The organism is Rhodococcus sp. 1R11 (genome assembly GCF_004563845.1).
Taxonomy (GTDB): Bacteria; Actinomycetota; Actinomycetes; order Mycobacteriales; family Mycobacteriaceae; genus Rhodococcoides.
Genome location: NZ_SPNG01000001.1, coordinates 348,632 through 364,584, shown reverse-complemented (window position 1 = coordinate 364,584; position 15,953 = coordinate 348,632). Strand labels below are relative to the sequence as shown.

Genomic DNA, 15,953 nt, shown 5'->3' with positions numbered 1-15,953 from the left:
TTAACACCGTTCGCAACTAGCTGCTGGGTCACGATTCGGTGACCTTGGGGAACATTAGCCGGAGTAAAGGCGTATACCGATATACGAGCTATTCATCACGCACCTCGAGGAGCGGTCATGTCCAATCGTCAGCGCACATCGGAAATCGTCAGGGACGTCGTCGTCTTCGTCACCGGAGCCGTTCTGGTCGCCTCCACCGTCTGGCTTCCCGTCCAGGGCGACCAAGAAGTCACCGGAGCCATCCTGGTGCTCGGCATCCTCGCGGCATCGTCGGCGCTCTGGGCAATCGGATCCGCGTCCAGGCAGAGCCACTGGACTCACGTCGGCCTGGGTGTGTTGCTTGCCGTCTCGCCCGCGCTGATGGTCTTCCCCTCCGGACTGCTGGCCGCGGACCTGTTCGCCATCGTCGGCGGACTCGTGATCGCCGCCATGGGTGCGTTGGGAGTGGTTGCGTCGCGTAGGGCCCCGGTCACCTCGCGAGTGGTCGCGACGAGTGTCGACCGTAACGGCGTTCGCGTCTGAGTCATTTCTGCAACTGATGCTCCGCTGCCCGGGGCAGGCGCGACGAATCTCGTGCTCGCTCCGGGAGTGGAGCATTCTGTGCATTCAGCGCCGGGTCGGCCACTGCGACCGGCCTGATGCAACTGGTGCTCCACTTTTCGCGGTAGATCCGGTAAATCCCGTGTACGGCCCAGCGAGTGGAGCATTGTGTGCAGTCATCGCCGCGATGCCCGCCGTCGTCGAATGACCGCTGCGATCTCGCCCGCAACGCGATCGGGTGCAGTGAGCACATCGAACGCCGAATAGCGCAGCACCAACCAGCCATCGAGGACCAGCGCGTTCTGTCGTCGACGATCCTTGCTGAATACGGCTGCCGCACTGTGGAATTCGCGACCGTCGACTTCGATGATCGTTCGGCTGCGGCGGTCGACGAAATCACACACGAACGGTCCGACTGCAGCGTTCATCTCCAGGCGCAGGCGGAGCCGATGCACTGCGCGGCCCAGGGCGCGCTCGGGCTCCGACGCGAATCTCGATACCGCGAGCCGCACCTGACGAGCCAGCTCGACGTTCCCGCGCCGACCCGGGAATCGGTCGAGTAGGCAGAGCAGCGAAGCCGGGTCCATTCCGAACTTCAGGCGCTCGTCGATCAGCAACTCGGCATCGGGGCGGGGGAGTAGCGCCAGGCAGTCGAGCATCGTCTGCGCAGAGATGGTGCAGGGCAGCGTCGCGACCTCGTCGACGAGCGTGGAGTCCATGTCGCGACGGTGCAGCCGAAGCCAAGGCGGAGGTCGCAGCCGCGCAGATCGAGGGACGGTGGCGTCGAGCATTGTCGGTTCGGTGGTCCAGCCGCGCAGGTATGCGGCCGATCGATGACTGAGGACGGCGTCGGGTCGCCACAGCGTGATCGCCCGACATCGGTCCATCGTCGACGGCTCCCCGCGCATATGGACCGTCGGCAGGACGCGGGTGAAGCGACGCGAGATGGTGCTGGGGTGAATCCCTGCGGCGACGAGGTCCCCCCAAGTGGTGGGGGTGGAGCCTGCGGAATGACCTGCGGGGGTGGGAGTGGAGCCTGCGGAATGACCTGCGGGGGTGGGAGTGGAGCCTGCGGAATGACCTGCGGGGGTGGGAGTGGAGCCTGCGGAATGACCTGCGGGGGTGGGGGTGGAGTCTGCGGGGTTGCGGTGTGTCATGGCAGCAGCATCGGTGTCTCGCTGTACGGCGTTGATCGGTCGACCTGGGGAAATGGAATGGCCTGTGCATGGCCGGTTGCTTGTGGATGGTGCAATTCCTGCTCCACTCGACGCACTCGCACGGGGGATTCTCCAACGAGAGATGGCGAGTGGATCACGTCGTGCAGCGTCCACATCGTGGGACGGAATCGGTGTGACGTCCATCACTGCGAAGCTGTTTTCTGACTCGATTCAGACGCTTGATTCAAACCGTACAAGCGTCCCGTAAAGAATTTTGTTCATTCCGTTCACCAACTGGGGATTTGACACTACCGACGAGTAACCACGCTGCCCGATCGGCGAGGTATGTGAGCCCCGAAAATTCGCAGACTTAGCAAAGGGCTCTGGAAAGCTAGCCAAGATTGGCACTAACAACTGGTAGACGCCTGTTTTTGGGTGTGCCATTGTTTTGGAGTACACCAGAAGGGCCTGGCAACGATGTGAAGATTCGTCTCGCGGCAGGCCGAGAAGCAGAGAAGAGACTGGAGCTCCGATGTCGACCACCGGCACCCCGAAGACCACCGCCGAGATTCAGCAGGATTGGGACACCAACCCGCGCTGGAAGGGCGTCACCCGTAACTTCACCGCGCAGCAGGTCTCCGACCTCCAGGGCACTGTGGTCGAAGAAGCCACACTCGCTCGCCGCGGCAGCGAGATCCTGTGGGATCTCGTCAACAACGAGGACTACATCAACTCGCTCGGTGCCCTCACCGGTAACCAGGCCGTGCAGCAGATCCGCGCCGGCCTCCAGGCGATCTACCTTTCCGGCTGGCAGGTCGCCGGCGACGCCAACCTCTCGGGCCACACCTACCCGGACCAGAGCCTCTACCCGGCCAACTCGGTGCCGTCGGTCGTCCGTCGCATCAACAACGCGCTCCTGCGCGCCGACGAGATCGCCAAGATCGAGGGCGACACGTCCGTCAAGAACTGGGTTGCACCCATCGTGGCCGACGCCGAAGCCGGCTTCGGTGGCGCACTGAACGCATACGAGCTGCAGAAGGCCATGATCGTGGCCGGTGCTGCAGGCGTGCACTGGGAAGACCAGCTCGCATCGGAGAAGAAGTGCGGCCACCTCGGTGGCAAGGTGCTCATCCCCACCCAGCAGCACATCCGCACCCTGACCTCCGCTCGTCTGGCCTCGGACGTCGCCGACGTCCCCTCGGTCATCATCGCCCGCACCGACGCCGAGGCAGCCACGCTGATCACCTCCGACGTCGACGAGCGTGACCGCGAATTCCTCGACGGAACCCGCACCGCGGAAGGCTTCTTCGGCGTCAAGAACGGCATCGAGCCCTGCATCGCTCGCGCCAAGGCCTACGCACCGTACGCAGACCTCATCTGGATGGAGACCGGCGTCCCGGACCTCGAGGTCGCCAAGAAGTTCTCCGAGTCGGTTCGCAGCGAATTCCCGGACCAGCTGCTCGCCTACAACTGCTCGCCTTCGTTCAACTGGAAGGCGCACCTGGACGACGCCACCATCGCGAAGTTCCAGAAGGAACTCGGCGCCATGGGCTTCAAGTTCCAGTTCATCACCCTCGCGGGCTTCCACTCGCTCAACTACGGCATGTTCGACCTGGCACACGGCTACGCCCGCGAAGGCATGACCGCGTTCGTCGACCTGCAGGAGCGCGAGTTCAAGGCTGCCGAAGAGCGTGGCTTCACCGCCATCAAGCACCAGCGTGAGGTCGGTGCGGGCTACTTCGACCGCATCGCCACCACCGTCGACCCCAACACCTCGACGGCTGCCCTGAAGGGCTCCACCGAAGAAGGCCAGTTCCACTAGAGGTACCGCCTCCCCGGATCTTCAGCGCACTAGTCAGGCGGTCCGCAACTTTCGTTGCGGGCCGCCTGTTCTGTACGACGAAGGTTTTGGGCGTACCCGATCAGAGTTACCCTCATCTCACTAAAAGCTGTTGTGCTGCAACATTATTGGCTAGGAGTTTTCTGTGACGGTCGAGAGGGTGGGGATCGTCGGAGCCGGGCAGATGGGTGCTGGAATTGCAGAGGTCTGCGCCCGCGCGCACGTCGACGTGTCGGTCTACGAACAGAGTCGCGAACAGGCGACGGCCGGCCGGAGCCGCATCCTGCAATCACTGGACCGCGGAGTGAGCAGCGGCAAGATCACCGAGCGTGAACGAGAACATGCCGTCTCGCGGTTGCGGTTCACCTGCGATCTCGGGGACTTCGCAGACCGTCAACTCGTCGTCGAAGCAGTCGTCGAGGACGAGAAGGTCAAGTCGGCAATCTTCGCAGAACTCGACGCGGTGGTGTCCGACGCGAATGCCGTGCTCGCCTCCAACACCTCGTCCATTCCGATCACGACGCTCGCGTCGGCCACCACGGCACCGCAGCGCGTCGTCGGACTTCATTTCTTCAATCCGGTACCGGTACTGCCACTCGTCGAGCTGGTCACGACGAGCGCGACGTCCGATGCGGTGGCCGACCGTGCCGAAGCCTTCGCCGGAGATGTTCTCGGCAAACAGGTGGTGCGGTCCGCGGATCGCTCGGGCTTCGTCGTCAATGCACTTCTGGTTCCGTATCTGCTCTCGGCGATCCGCATGGTCGAGTCGGGATTCGCGACCAAAGAAGACGTCGACAAAGCAACGGTTCTGGGTCTGGCTCACCCGATGGGACCGCTCGCCCTCGCGGATCTCGTAGGTCTCGACACCGTCAAGTCCATTGCCGACTCCATGTATTCGGAATTCGACGAGCCGCTGTTCGCGGCACCGCCGCTGTTGCTGCGCATGGTCGAGGCAGGACAGACGGGCAAGAAGACCGGGGCCGGGTTCTACCGCTACGAAAACGGCCGCGTAGCAAAGTAGTGGGCGTCTCGGGCGGGTCGCCGCGCAGCGGCCCACCGAGCGCTATTGTCGGTCTGCCGATGCAAATCCTTCGATCCCAGGGAGCATGTCAGTGAGCAAGTCCAAGAAGTCGAACGGTCTGGTGCCCAAGGCATTCGGAATCGGGTTGGCCGCCACCGGCGCGGCCCATTTCGTGGTCCCGGAGGCCTTCGAGGGAATCACCAAGCTGCCGTTCCCCAAGGACACTCGAACCTGGATCAGTCGTAACGGGGCCACCGAACTGGCGGTCGGCGTGGCGATCGCCTACCCCAAGACCCGCAAGATCGGACTGGTCGGTCTGGCAGCGTATGTTGGGTGGCTCGGCGTCAATATCGCCAAGAACAGCTGACGTTACTGTTGCGAACGACTCGTTCGGAGTAGGAATAGCCTGGTCGTAGCGGTAGCTGTGTTGCGTTTACACAGATGCGTAGGTAGCAATGTAGATATGACTTCAGCTACCGCTTACCAGGCCACCGCTCCGGACGCTCCGCTCGAGAAGGCGACGATCGAGCGACGCGCAGTCGGACCGAACGACATCCTCATCGACGTCAAGTTCGCGGGCATCTGCCACTCCGACATCCACACCGCCCGAAACGAGTGGGGCGGCACCACGTATCCCGTCGTTCCCGGGCACGAGATCGCCGGCATCGTGGCCGAGGTCGGCTCCGAGGTGACCACCCGCAAGGTGGGCGACCGCGTCGGCGTCGGCTGCTTCGTCGACTCCTGCGGCAAGTGCGAGGCATGTCTCGACGGCGACGAGCAGTACTGCACCAAGGGTGTCGTACAGACCTACAACTCGACCACCTACGAAGGTGAGTTCACCAACGGCGGCTACTCCACCCAGATCGTCGTCACCGAGAAGTTCGTTCTCGGAATTCCGGAAGGCGTCGAGCTCGACGTCGCCGCGCCGCTGCTGTGCGCAGGCATCACGTTGTACTCGCCCCTCAAGCACTGGGGAGCCGGCCCAGACAAGAAGGTCGCCATCATCGGAATGGGCGGCCTCGGACATATCGGCGTCAAGATCGCTCACGCCATGGGCGCGCACGTCACCGTGCTGAGCCAGACGGATGCGAAGGAAGCAGACGGCAAGGCCTACGGTGCCGACGAGTACTACGCCACCAAGGACACCACTGCTCTAAAGGATCTGCAGGGCAAGTTCGACCTGATCCTCAACACCGTCTCGGCCAACCTGCCCATGGGCAAGTACCTGGGACTGCTGGCCCGCAACGGAACCCTCGTCGAGCTCGGCGTTCCCGAGAAGCCCCTCGAGGTGCCTGCGTTCAATCTGCTGGCCAACCGTCGCTCGTTCGCCGGTTCCATGGTCGGCGGCATCGCCGAGACCCAGGAAATGCTTGACTTCTGCGCCGAGCACCACATCGGTGCCGAGATCGAGGTCATTCCGGCCGAGAAGATCAACGAGGCATACGACCGCGTCGTCAAGTCCGACGTGCGCTACCGCTTCGTCATCGACGCAGCAACGCTCTGATCTCCGACTGACAGTACGAAAGGGCCCGCGACGCGATGTCGCGGGCCCTTTCGGTCAGCTTTCGGCCAGTCGCTTCTTCTCGTGTTCGACGTCGAAATCGGCTGCGGGCCAATCGAGATCGAGCTTTTCGAGCGCGTCGATCAAGATCTCGGTGACCGCCAACCTGCTGTACCACTTGCGGTCGGACGGGACGACGTACCACGGTGCGTGGTCGGTATCCGTTCGATCGAGCACCCGCTGATACGCCGTCCGGTACTGCGGTAGGAATCCACGCTCGGTGACATCACCCGGGTTGTACTTCCAGTGCTTCTCGGGTCGATCGAGCCGCTCCTGCAATCGCTTCTTCTGCTCGTCCGCCGAGACGAAGAGAGCAACTTTGACGACGACAGTGTCCTCGTCGACCAATTCCTTCTCGAAGGCGTTGATCTCGTCGAATCGCTTCTCCCACACCTGCCGTGGCACGAGGTCGTGAACCGCGACGACGAGAACGTCCTCGTAGTGGGACCGATCGAACACCCCGATTCGGCCTGCTCGCGGAAGGGCTTTTCGGATGCGCCACAGGTAGTGGTGTTGCTTCTCTTCTTGGGTCGGCACTCCGAACGACGCGAGGTCGACGCCCTGGGGATCGACCATCCCGATGACGTGCTTGACCATGCCGCCCTTGCCTGCGGTGTCCATGCCCTGCAACACCAGCAAAACCGACTTGGTGCCGCCCGCGCGCCCGTGGGCATAGAGCTTTTCCTGGAGCGCCGCCAGCACCGCACCGCGCTGCTCGAGGACGTCGTTGCCGTGTGCCTTCTTGCCGTCGAACCCCGGAGTAGCGCTGAAATCGATGTCCTCCACCCGTGGAGAAGCGCCGGCGCGCAGTACATCGACGGGGGACTGAGTCCACAGTTTCGGGTTGTCGGCCATGGGCGTCAGACTACGTCTCTACCATGGAAATCATGGCCCCTACCATCGCAAAAGCCGAGACCGTGTCGCGTGAGCAACTACTCGAATTCGTGCGTCCACGACACCACCACACACTGATCACCCGCAAGCGCGACGACGGCCTGCAGGTGTCCCCGGTGTCCGCAGGCGTGGACTCCCAGGGCCGCATCGTCATCGCCACGTACCCCGAGCGCGCCAAGGTGCACAACATCCGCCGCACGCCGGCCGTCACCGTGTTGGTGCACAGCGATGACTGGAACGGCGACTACGTACAGATCGACGGGACGGCCGAGATCATCGATCTGCCCGACGCCGTCGAACCGCTCGTGGAGTACTTCCGCAGCATCGCCGGCGAGCACTCGGACTGGGACGAGTACCGCGCGGCGATGGTGAAGCAGGGAAAGTCGTTGATCCGCATCACGATCGACACCTGGGGACCGATCGCCGCGGGTGGTTTTCCCCCGGGAAGAGTGTGACAAGCCCGCCGGGGAGGGTGTGACAAGCCCGCCGGGGAGGGTGTGAGCTAGGCCTTCAGTGGTGCTGCGAACAGCGGCACTGCGTTGTCGAGTGCGTAGCGGGTGCCTGCGACCGAGGCGGCCGAGAATGCGTTGGACAGGTCGAGGTCGCCGAGCACGACCAGACGTCCGTCGCGGGCCGACGGCAGTCCCTGGATCAGTGGGCTCTCGGTGATGACCTCGGGTCCGCTGCCGATGGGGAACATTACGGTCAGGTCGGCGTCGAGCTTCGCGATGTTTTCTTCGGAGAGGTCGACGCTGAATTTCCCGGGTTGGGCGAGGTCCTGGATGGCCGGGGTGTTCGTCAGTCCGAGTGCTTCGAGGAAGTCGACTCGGGTGTCGCCGCGTACGTAGGCCCCGCTCTGGCCGCTGTAGAGCGTGCCGACGGCGACGGTCTTGCCGGCGAATTCTGGGTTGGCAGCTACTGTGTCGGCGAATTTGGCCTTGGTGTCGTCGATCAGCTTCTTGCCTTCGTCGACTTTCCCGAGCGCCTCGGCGACGATTTCGGTCTGCCCGTCCCACGTGGTGCCGTAGGCGACGTCGGTTCCCGGTGGGGCCGCGACGGTGGGGGCGATGTCGGACAGCTGGTCGTACACGGCTTTGTCGTTGGTGCTTCTGGTCCACAGGATCAGATCCGGTGCCAGGGCAGCGACCGACTCGACGTCGATGTCGTAGGTGGCCAGAATCGTGGGGTCGGTGTCGTACTTTTCGGTGACCCAGGGCCCGAGGCCGTTGCCTCCGACGCCGAGCCAGTCACTGGCCCCGACGGGTTGCACGCCGAGGGCCAGTGCGGTCTCGGCGTCCGACCAGCCGAGCGCAACTACTCGCTGGGGGTTGGCCGGCACCTCGACCTCCCCGAACATGTCGGTGACGACGGTGCCCGCAGGAGCCGAATCGGCAGAGTCGTCGCCGGAGTTGCCGGATCCGCACGCGGTCAGGGTCAGAGCAAGGGCCATGGCTGCCGCGGGCAGGGCCAGAGATCGAGAGATGCGCATAGGGCACGCTAACCTATCAAGCGCGGAAGTGCTCCACGATCTTCGCGCAGAAGGCCGGCAGGTCGTCGGGGTTACGGCTCGACACCAGGTTGCCGTCCACGACCACTTCCTCGTCCACGACGGTGGCACCGGCGTTACGAAGGTCGGTCCGAATGCTCGGGTAGGACGTCAGCGTGCGGCCCTTCAGTACGCCGGCTTCGGCCAGAGTCCACGCGCCGTGGCAAATGACTCCCACTGGCTTGCGCGCCTGAACGAACGCGCGCACGAACTCCACGGCGTCCGCATCCACGCGCAATTGATCGGGGTTCGTGGTGCCGCCGGGCAGGATCAACGCGTCGAAGTCGTCGACCGATACCTCGCCCGCGATCTTGTCGACACTGAACGTGTCGCCTGCGTTCACATCGCTGTTCATCGCTTGGATGTCGCCGTGATCGAGCGACACCAATGTGACTGTGCCACCGGCATTTTCGACGGCTTGACGGGGCTGAACCAATTCGACCTGCTCGACACCGTCGGTGGCGAGTACGGCAATGCGGCGTCCGGACAATGTTTCGTTGCTCATGCTCGTTCGGATTACCGGCGCGATCGACTTTCAAACGAGAACCGTGCGCGCGACGATGGTACGAATGAACACATGAGTGAATCACCCATCGAATCTCCGACCGAGGATCGCGTCGAGCAGAATCTGCCGATCGCCGACGAACCCGACGAGCCCGATGCCGGCGACCTCCCCGTCGAGGCCGACGCCACGGACGTCATCGAACAACGGACCGAAGTTCCTCTCGACGACGAGTACGACGAGCGCTAGGACTTACCCGGCTCGTCGTCCACCAGAGGATGCGGCTGCGATTTGAACTTGGCCGGTGAGCCGTCGGCCATTGCCACGCCGTGGATGCCGCCCCACATCATCATGCAGAGGTAGTCGATCAGGTCGTCTGCGGACATGGACTTGTTCGAGATCCACCAGTGCGTGGCCAGCTGGACCGCGCCCACGATGGCGAACGCCCACGGCACCGATCCGCCCGAATCCATCTCGCGTTGGCGCAGCCGCTCACCCAACACGGTGGAGAGAAGTTCTGCGATCATGCGCTCGGACTCGGCCACCACGTCCCGGTTGTTGCCGGCGTTGTTGGCCATCACGTACAGGTACACCTCGGGATCGGTGGCCACCGTCTCGACGTAGGCGGTCACCACCACCCGGGTCAGCTCGTACTCGTCGAGCTCGTGGGAGATCGCGGAGTAGATGCGCGGCGCGAGAGTCGTCTCGACGTACCGTGACATCGTCGCGCTGGTCAGGTCGTTCTTGTCGGTGAAGTACCGGTAGAGCACCGTCTTGGAGATACCGATCTCCGACGCGATCTCGTCCATTCCGATCTCGCGACCACGCAGCCGGATCGCGGCCAACGTACCGTCGACGAGCTCCTCGCGTCGGGCAATCTTGTGCTCTCGCCATCGACGCTTGCGGCCGTCCGGTTTTTCGGTTTTGGGCTTGTCCGCATCCGCCTCGGGGGCGTCCTCCGGGGCTGCCGCCGCACTATTTTTCACCACGTCACCCACCTTATGCGTCGAGTACGACACAGGAGGGGGCCGTCCCCGGTTGATCGGTTGCGATTCTGGGCACAATGTCGGGTGTGCAGCTCATGAATTTCGACGACGAGACCAAGCGTCGCGACCTCCGCAAGATGAAAACCGTCGCGACGGGATTCCTCGTCTTCGCCTCGATCGTCTATCTCTTCTGCCGCTGGCAGGAATCCACCGGGGCCGGGGCGTGGGTGGGGTACGTCCGAGCGGCGTCGGAGGCAGGCATGGTGGGCGCGCTGGCGGACTGGTTCGCGGTGACGGCCCTGTTCAAGCATCCGCTGGGCATTCCGATTCCGCACACCGCCCTGATCAAGAAGAAGAAGGACCAGCTCGGTGCCAGCCTGAGCTCGTTCGTCGGTAGTAACTTCCTCGCGCCCGAGGTGGTCTCGGAGAAAGTTGCGTCGGCTCAGGTGCCGCTGCGGCTCGGCACCTGGCTCGCCCAACCCGACAATGCGGAACGGGTGGCGGCCGAGGCGGCAACGGTGCTGCACGGCGTGGTCGACGTGCTCAACGACGAGGACATCACCGCTGTCATCGACAGCACCATCGTGCGCCGGTTGGCCGATCCGCAATGGGGGCCGCCGATCGGCCGCATCCTGGACGAGCTGCTTCGCGAGAATCGTCAGCTGCCGCTGATCGACATGCTGGCCGAGCGGGCTCATCAGTGGGCACTGGGCAGCCAGGAGATGATCGATCGGGTGGTCGCCCGGGACTCGCCCAACTGGTCGCCGAAGTTCGTCGACACGCTGCTGGGGGAGAAGGTCTACAAGGAACTCGTCGAGTTCACGTGGAAGATTCGCTCCAATCCCGAACACGAGGTGCGCCTGGCGGCGAACAAGTTCCTCGTCGACTACGCCAACGATCTGCAGAACGATCCGGCCACCATCGAGAAGGCCGAGAAGCTCAAGGCGCAGATCATGGGCCGCGAGGAGATCACCGGGCTCGCCGCGTCGACGTGGAAGGTGGCCAAGCGTCTGATCACCGAGTCGGTGGACGATCCGACCAGCACGTTGCGGAACAAGATCAAGGAGAACACGGTCAATTTCGGTATTCGTCTGCGCGACGACGACGAATTGCGCGGGAAGGCCGACGGATGGCTGCTGGGTGGGGCCCGTTATATCGCTGCCAATTACGCCGACGAAATCACGACGATCATCGGCGACACCGTCGCGCGCTGGGACGCCGAGGAAGCGAGCAGGAAGATCGAACTGCAGGTCGGACGGGATCTTCAGTTCATCCGGATCAACGGCACCGTCGTCGGTTCCATCGCCGGACTGGCGATCTACACCGTCTCGGATCTGATCTTCGGGCACTAGTGCTAGCAGAGTGCTTGCAATAGTTAGCACCCTTCGGTACCGTCGAGTAGGACACCGAAACCAGGAGGCCGAGATGGCCGAGAACGAGGGGGATCTGGTCGCCAAAGCGACCGAGGCGACGCAGGTGGTCGCCGAGGCCGGAGACCTTGTCGCCGCAGTCGTCACGACTGCAGCCCAGGACATCGGAAGCTACATCCGGTCCCAGCGAGAAGCCGCACAAGTGTCGATGCGGCAACTTGCGAGCCGGGCCGGAGTGAGCAACCCGTACCTGAGCCAGATCGAACGCGGACTACGCAATCCGTCCGCAGAAGTGCTCGCGCAGATAGCCAAGGGTCTGCGTGTCTCCTCGGAGGTGCTGTACGTCCGGGCCGGGATCTTGGAAGCGCGTCCCCACGGTCCGGTGCGCGAAGCTCTGCTCGGCGATGAGCACATCACCGAACGGCAGAAGCAAGTGCTGATCGAGATCTACGACTCGTTCTGTCGTGAGAACGAGTCGACGCAAGAGCCCGAAACCGACGAACAGGAGACACCAGATGTCTGATTCCAAGAACTTCGAGAACGTCAAGACCCCCATCTTCGCAGCCGTCGGTGCCGGCGACGCGGTCGTCCAGGCGGTAGCGGACGTCGTCGCTCAGGTGCGTTCGCGCGCCGAGAGCCGCACCAGCGAGGTCAATGCTCGCATCGCAGACCTCTCCGAAGAGGTCACCGAAGGCGTCGAGTCGCTCCGCGAGCGCCTGACGAACCTGCCCGCAGAGCTGCCCGACGAGATCGCCGAGCTCCGCGAGCGCTTCACCCCGGACGAGCTTCGCAAGGTAGCCGAGGCGTACCTCAAGGTCGCGTCCGACTTGTACACCTCGCTCGCCGAGCGCGGCGAAGAGACCGTCGAGCGCATCCGCCGCACCCCGGCAGTCGAAGATGGCCTCGAGCGCGCCAACTCCGCCGCCAACGACGTCGTCGACCTCACCGAGCAGGCGCTGGGAACCGTCGCCTCGCAGACCCGCGCAGTCGGCGAGCGCGCCGCAGCTCTGGCCGGCATCGCGTCGGACAAGGTTCGCGAAGGTGCCGACGAGATCTCCGAGGCCGCCGACGAGCTCGCCGAGAACATCGACGAAGCCGGCGACGAAGCCAAGGACAAGGCCGTCGAGGCGTCCGACAAGGTGAGCGGCGTGGCAGGCAAGGTCGAATCCAAGACCCGCGGCACCGCCGACGCACCGATCAAGAAGGCTGCCCCGGCACCGGCCAAGAAGACGGCACCGGCACCGGCCGCCAAGAAGACCGCACCGGCACCGGCTGCCAAGAAGGCTCCGGCCAAGAAGACCACCAGCTAAAGCACTCGTAAAGAAAACGACCCCTGCACCGCACAGTGCAGGGGTCGTTTCTCGTACACTGGGCGACGTGATTGCGAGCAGCTTCTCCCAGACGATCTTCTTGATCCTGCAAATCATCTCGATTGCAGGAGCGGCGTACGCAATCTTTCACGCCCTACGCCAGCGCGCCGACGCTTTTCCGGCCACCGGCAAGCTGACCAAGAATGCCTGGTTGGGCATCCTGGCCGTAGGACTGCTCCTGACGCTGATCGGCCCGATCGTCATCATGTTCTGGATCATCGGCGTCGTCGCGATCGCGGTGTACCTGGTGGACGTGCGTCCCAAGATCGACGGCATTCAGCGCGGACCGCGCTGGTAGAGGGGCTTCGGCACTCGATCGGCGCTGGGCGTAACCTCTACCGCACCCGCTCGGGGGTCACAGGTAGAGGGGAATATCAGTGGTGTCACGCAAGGTAATCGAACGCTCGTTGCTCGGAGTCGGAGGCATCGCCGCGGCCGCTAGCATCGGGGCCTTCGTCGTTCGGCGACGTCGACTGCATTCGTTCACGAAGACAACCGACGTGCGACCCGACGAGTTACTGCAGCACCCCATCATCGAGCCGCACGTCACCGAGGTGGTCACCGAAGACGGAGCGCATCTGCACGTACGAAGCTACGGTGACGCAGATGCGGAACCGATCCTCTTCAGTCACGGGTGGACCTGCTCGGCCGACTACTGGTTTCCGCAGATCAACGCACTCGCCGGCCGCTACCGCGTCATCGTCTACGACCAGCGTGGACATGGACGCAGCGACGTCGGAACGCGTCCGCTGAGCCCCGACGTACTGGCCGACGACCTGTCGGCCGTGCTCGCGGCCACCGTGACCGAGGACAACAAGACCGTCCTGGTGGGGCACAGCATGGGCGGCATGTCGATCATGGCGTGGGCCGGAAGCTACCCCGATCAGGTCGACCGTCTGGTCAGCGCTGTGCTGCTCGCCAGCACGGCGACGGATTCCCTGGTCCGAGAGACCACCGTCATCCCGTTGCCGCAGCGCTTCCCACGGGTACCCGCCCCGGTGGGACGCGCTGTGCTGAGCTCGGCGCTGCCGCTACGGCCGTCCCCGGTGACCCGCCAAGCCATCAAATACATCTCGATGGCCCCTGGTGCCACGCCCGCCGAGGTGGCGTTCTGCGAGAAGATCGTGCTCGAGTGCGCGCCGCGTACCCGGGGCATCTGGGGCGCTGCGCTGAGCGACCTCGACATCCGCGAGGCGCTCGAGAACATGTCCGTGCCCACCAGCGTGCTCGTCGGGTCTGCGGATCGACTGACCCCGCCGGTGCATGCGCGCAAGCTGGCCCGAGCACTCGACGACCACGACCACCTGAGCCGGTTGATCGTGATTCCCGGAATCGGCCACATGAGCTCGGTGGAAGCGATCGACGAATTCAACGCCGAAGTGGTTCGTCTGCGGAACCTGTGACCCGAACGATCTAGCTGAACACCACGGTCTTGCGGCCGTGCACCAGCACTCGATCCTCGAGGTGCCAGCGCAGGCCACGGGAGAGCACCAGCTTCTCGATGTCGCGCCCCTGGCGCACCATGTCGGTCACCTCGTCGGAATGGTCGACGCGGATGACGTCCTGCTCGATGATCGGACCTGCGTCGAGCTCGGCCGTCACGTAATGGCACGTCGCACCGATGAGCTTGACGCCACGGGCGAACGCCTGGTGGTACGGCCGAGCACCGACGAACGACGGCAGGAAGCTGTGGTGGATGTTGATGGCGCGACCGGCCCAGTGCTCGCACAGCGACTCGGGCAGCACCTGCATGAAACGCGCCAACACCACCGCATGCGGGTCGTAGGAGTCGACGAGCGACCGAACTTCCTCGAAGGCCGGTCCGCGCTCGGACGGGTCCTTCGCGAACTCGACGTGATGGAAGGGTGTTCCGTGCGCCGCAGCGACGGGCTCGAGCGACCTGTGGTTGCCGATCACGGCCGAGATCTGGGCGGGTAGTTCCCCGCCCGCTGCGCGTCCCAGGAGATCGTGCAAGCAGTGCGCTTCCTTGCTCACCAGCAGTACGACTCGCTTCTGTGCACCCGAATCATGCAGTGCCCATTCGGTTTCCGGTCCGAGCTCGGCAGCCACCTCGGCGAAACGGGCCCGCAGATCCTCGACACTCATGCTCACCGACGAGGCCCGCACGGCCTGACGCGTGAAGAACCAACCGGTATCGGGATCGGCGTGATAGGCGGCCTCGACGATCCAGCCGCCGACCTCGGCGAGGAACGTGGAGATACGGGCGACGATGCCCGTCTTGTCTGGGCAACCGAGGGACAGAACGTAGCGGCGATCCTCGGACACGGAAGAACTCATGGGGGAATTCTCTCAGGGCGCTCGCAACCCGGTTGCCACCAGTGTCCCGAGATCGATCGAATCGATGCCGCGCGTGCCCAGCCACGTACCCGGCAGACCCCGGACCAGGCTGCGGCCACAGCCGAGAATGGTGGACCGACAGGGCCGCGACATGCGGTGCTGTGAAAAACTGGGTTCATGACACTCACCCGCGCCGCCCTCGCCGGAATGGTCGATCACACCCTGCTCAAGCCGGAGGCCACGGCCGCCGATGTGGAGGCCCTCATCGAGGAAGGTCGCGAGCTGGGAGTGCTCGCCGTGTGCGTCTCGCCGTCGATGCTGCCGATTCGCGCCGAGGGAATGCTCACCGCAGTAGTAGCCGGATTCCCGTCGGGCAAGCATCATTCGCTGATCAAGGGATCCGAGGCGCGTCTGGCCGTGCAGCAGGGGGCCGACGAGGTCGACATGGTGATCGACGTCGGCGCGGCCATTGCCGGGGACTACAACGCCGTGCTGGCCGACATCGTGACGGTCCGCGAAGGCATCGGCGACGCCGTACTGAAGGTGATCATCGAATCGGCAGCGCTGTCCGACGAGGCGATCGTCGAAGTGTGCCGCGCCGCCGAGAAGGCCGGGGCTCACTTCGTCAAGACATCGACCGGATTCCATCCCGCAGGCGGTGCCAGCGTCGAGGCTGTGCGGCTGATGGCCGAGACCGTCGGCGGACGATTGGGTGTCAAAGCCAGCGGCGGCATCCGCACCACGGACGCCGCCCTGGCCATGATCGACGCCGGTGCCACGCGGTTGGGGCTATCGGGCACCCGCGCGGTACTCGACGGTTTGGGGTAGAGCGACTGCGTCGCATGTGAGTGGAACTTCGTAGTGGGCT

Annotated in this window: 19 protein-coding genes; 13 read left to right on the top strand and 6 right to left on the bottom strand. The window is 64.2% G+C overall.

Going from position 1 to position 15,953, the window contains the following annotated elements; all coding sequences use genetic code 11:
* The first annotated feature begins 117 nt into the window (after window positions 1–117).
* The gene (locus tag E4P29_RS01815; RefSeq protein WP_135041391.1) at window positions 118–522 is read left to right on the top strand and encodes a hypothetical protein; all 405 of its coding nucleotides are present in this window, start codon (window positions 118–120) and stop codon (window positions 520–522) included.
* A 194-nt stretch (window positions 523–716) separates the two neighbouring features.
* On the opposite strand, the gene E4P29_RS01810 is transcribed toward E4P29_RS01815, so the two are convergent.
* Complete coding sequence (locus E4P29_RS01810; protein ID WP_135041389.1) at window positions 717–1,697, bottom strand: DUF559 domain-containing protein; 981 nt, start codon at window positions 1,695–1,697, stop codon at window positions 717–719.
* A gap of 532 nt (window positions 1,698–2,229) precedes the next feature.
* On the opposite strand from E4P29_RS01810, the gene aceA reads away from it, so the two are divergent.
* The 4 genes from aceA to E4P29_RS01790 all read left to right on the top strand — a co-directional run bounded on the left by aceA (window position 2,230) and on the right by E4P29_RS01790 (window position 6,062).
* Window positions 2,230–3,519: an isocitrate lyase gene (gene aceA, locus E4P29_RS01805; RefSeq protein ID WP_027498404.1), complete on the top strand. Its 1,290-nt coding sequence runs from the start codon at window positions 2,230–2,232 to the stop codon at window positions 3,517–3,519.
* A gap of 163 nt (window positions 3,520–3,682) precedes the next feature.
* Window positions 3,683–4,558: a 3-hydroxybutyryl-CoA dehydrogenase gene (locus tag E4P29_RS01800; protein WP_135041387.1), complete on the top strand. Its 876-nt coding sequence runs from the start codon at window positions 3,683–3,685 to the stop codon at window positions 4,556–4,558.
* A 91-nt stretch (window positions 4,559–4,649) separates the two neighbouring features.
* A complete protein-coding gene (locus E4P29_RS01795) occupies window positions 4,650–4,925 on the top strand; it encodes a hypothetical protein (RefSeq protein WP_027498402.1) in 276 nt (91 codons plus the stop codon).
* A 96-nt stretch (window positions 4,926–5,021) separates the two neighbouring features.
* On the top strand, window positions 5,022–6,062 hold the full coding sequence (locus tag E4P29_RS01790; protein ID WP_135041385.1) for an NAD(P)-dependent alcohol dehydrogenase: 1,041 nt from the start codon (window positions 5,022–5,024) through the stop codon (window positions 6,060–6,062).
* Window positions 6,063–6,116: 54 nt separating this feature from the next.
* Here the strand turns inward: E4P29_RS01790 and E4P29_RS01785 are convergent, their stop codons facing one another.
* Window positions 6,117–6,974 carry a PPK2 family polyphosphate kinase gene (locus tag E4P29_RS01785; protein ID WP_135041383.1) on the bottom strand — a complete coding sequence of 286 codons (858 nt, stop codon included), beginning with the start codon at window positions 6,972–6,974 and terminating at the stop codon, window positions 6,117–6,119.
* Between the two features lie 32 nt (window positions 6,975–7,006).
* Between E4P29_RS01785 and E4P29_RS01780 the strand changes: the two genes are divergently transcribed.
* The gene (locus tag E4P29_RS01780) at window positions 7,007–7,468 is read left to right on the top strand and encodes a PPOX class F420-dependent oxidoreductase (protein ID WP_135041381.1); all 462 of its coding nucleotides are present in this window, start codon (window positions 7,007–7,009) and stop codon (window positions 7,466–7,468) included.
* A gap of 47 nt (window positions 7,469–7,515) precedes the next feature.
* Here the strand turns inward: E4P29_RS01780 and E4P29_RS01775 are convergent, their stop codons facing one another.
* Together E4P29_RS01775 and E4P29_RS01770 are read right to left on the bottom strand one after the other, a co-directional pair.
* Window positions 7,516–8,502 (bottom strand): iron-siderophore ABC transporter substrate-binding protein, encoded by a 987-nt coding sequence (locus tag E4P29_RS01775; RefSeq protein WP_135041379.1) that lies wholly within the window; start codon window positions 8,500–8,502, stop codon window positions 7,516–7,518.
* 16 nt (window positions 8,503–8,518) lie between these two features.
* A complete protein-coding gene (locus E4P29_RS01770; protein ID WP_209205267.1) occupies window positions 8,519–9,064 on the bottom strand; it encodes a type 1 glutamine amidotransferase domain-containing protein in 546 nt (181 codons plus the stop codon).
* 72 nt (window positions 9,065–9,136) lie between these two features.
* Here E4P29_RS01770 and E4P29_RS25820 point away from each other — a divergent pair, with 72 nt between their 5' ends.
* Window positions 9,137–9,310: a hypothetical protein gene (locus E4P29_RS25820; protein WP_167326064.1), complete on the top strand. Its 174-nt coding sequence runs from the start codon at window positions 9,137–9,139 to the stop codon at window positions 9,308–9,310.
* Here E4P29_RS25820 and E4P29_RS01765 read toward each other — a convergent pair.
* Entirely contained in the window at window positions 9,307–10,047 is a 741-nt protein-coding gene (locus E4P29_RS01765) for a TetR/AcrR family transcriptional regulator (protein WP_245154130.1), read from the bottom strand. The genes E4P29_RS25820 and E4P29_RS01765 overlap by 4 nt on opposite strands.
* Window positions 10,048–10,124: 77 nt before the next feature.
* On the opposite strand from E4P29_RS01765, the gene E4P29_RS01760 reads away from it, so the two are divergent.
* The 5 genes from E4P29_RS01760 (at window position 10,125) to E4P29_RS01740 (ending at window position 14,190) form a co-directional block, all read left to right on the top strand.
* Window positions 10,125–11,399 (top strand): DUF445 family protein, encoded by a 1,275-nt coding sequence (locus E4P29_RS01760; RefSeq protein WP_209205266.1) that lies wholly within the window; start codon window positions 10,125–10,127, stop codon window positions 11,397–11,399.
* A gap of 73 nt (window positions 11,400–11,472) precedes the next feature.
* Window positions 11,473–11,940 (top strand): helix-turn-helix transcriptional regulator, encoded by a 468-nt coding sequence (locus E4P29_RS01755; protein WP_027498394.1) that lies wholly within the window; start codon window positions 11,473–11,475, stop codon window positions 11,938–11,940.
* Window positions 11,933–12,727 (top strand): heparin-binding hemagglutinin, encoded by a 795-nt coding sequence (locus E4P29_RS01750; protein ID WP_135041374.1) that lies wholly within the window; start codon window positions 11,933–11,935, stop codon window positions 12,725–12,727. The genes E4P29_RS01755 and E4P29_RS01750 overlap by 8 nt, the downstream gene beginning before the upstream one ends.
* A gap of 67 nt (window positions 12,728–12,794) precedes the next feature.
* On the top strand, window positions 12,795–13,085 hold the full coding sequence (locus E4P29_RS01745; RefSeq protein WP_027498392.1) for a DUF2516 family protein: 291 nt from the start codon (window positions 12,795–12,797) through the stop codon (window positions 13,083–13,085).
* Between the two features lie 73 nt (window positions 13,086–13,158).
* On the top strand, window positions 13,159–14,190 hold the full coding sequence (locus tag E4P29_RS01740) for an alpha/beta hydrolase (RefSeq protein ID WP_209205287.1): 1,032 nt from the start codon (window positions 13,159–13,161) through the stop codon (window positions 14,188–14,190).
* 10 nt (window positions 14,191–14,200) lie between these two features.
* Here the strand turns inward: E4P29_RS01740 and purU are convergent, their stop codons facing one another.
* Window positions 14,201–15,085 (bottom strand): formyltetrahydrofolate deformylase, encoded by an 885-nt coding sequence (gene purU, locus E4P29_RS01735; protein ID WP_135041369.1) that lies wholly within the window; start codon window positions 15,083–15,085, stop codon window positions 14,201–14,203.
* Between the two features lie 177 nt (window positions 15,086–15,262).
* Here purU and deoC point away from each other — a divergent pair, with 177 nt between their 5' ends.
* A complete protein-coding gene (gene deoC / locus E4P29_RS01730; protein WP_135041367.1) occupies window positions 15,263–15,913 on the top strand; it encodes a deoxyribose-phosphate aldolase in 651 nt (216 codons plus the stop codon).
* Window positions 15,914–15,953: the final 40 nt, after the last annotated feature.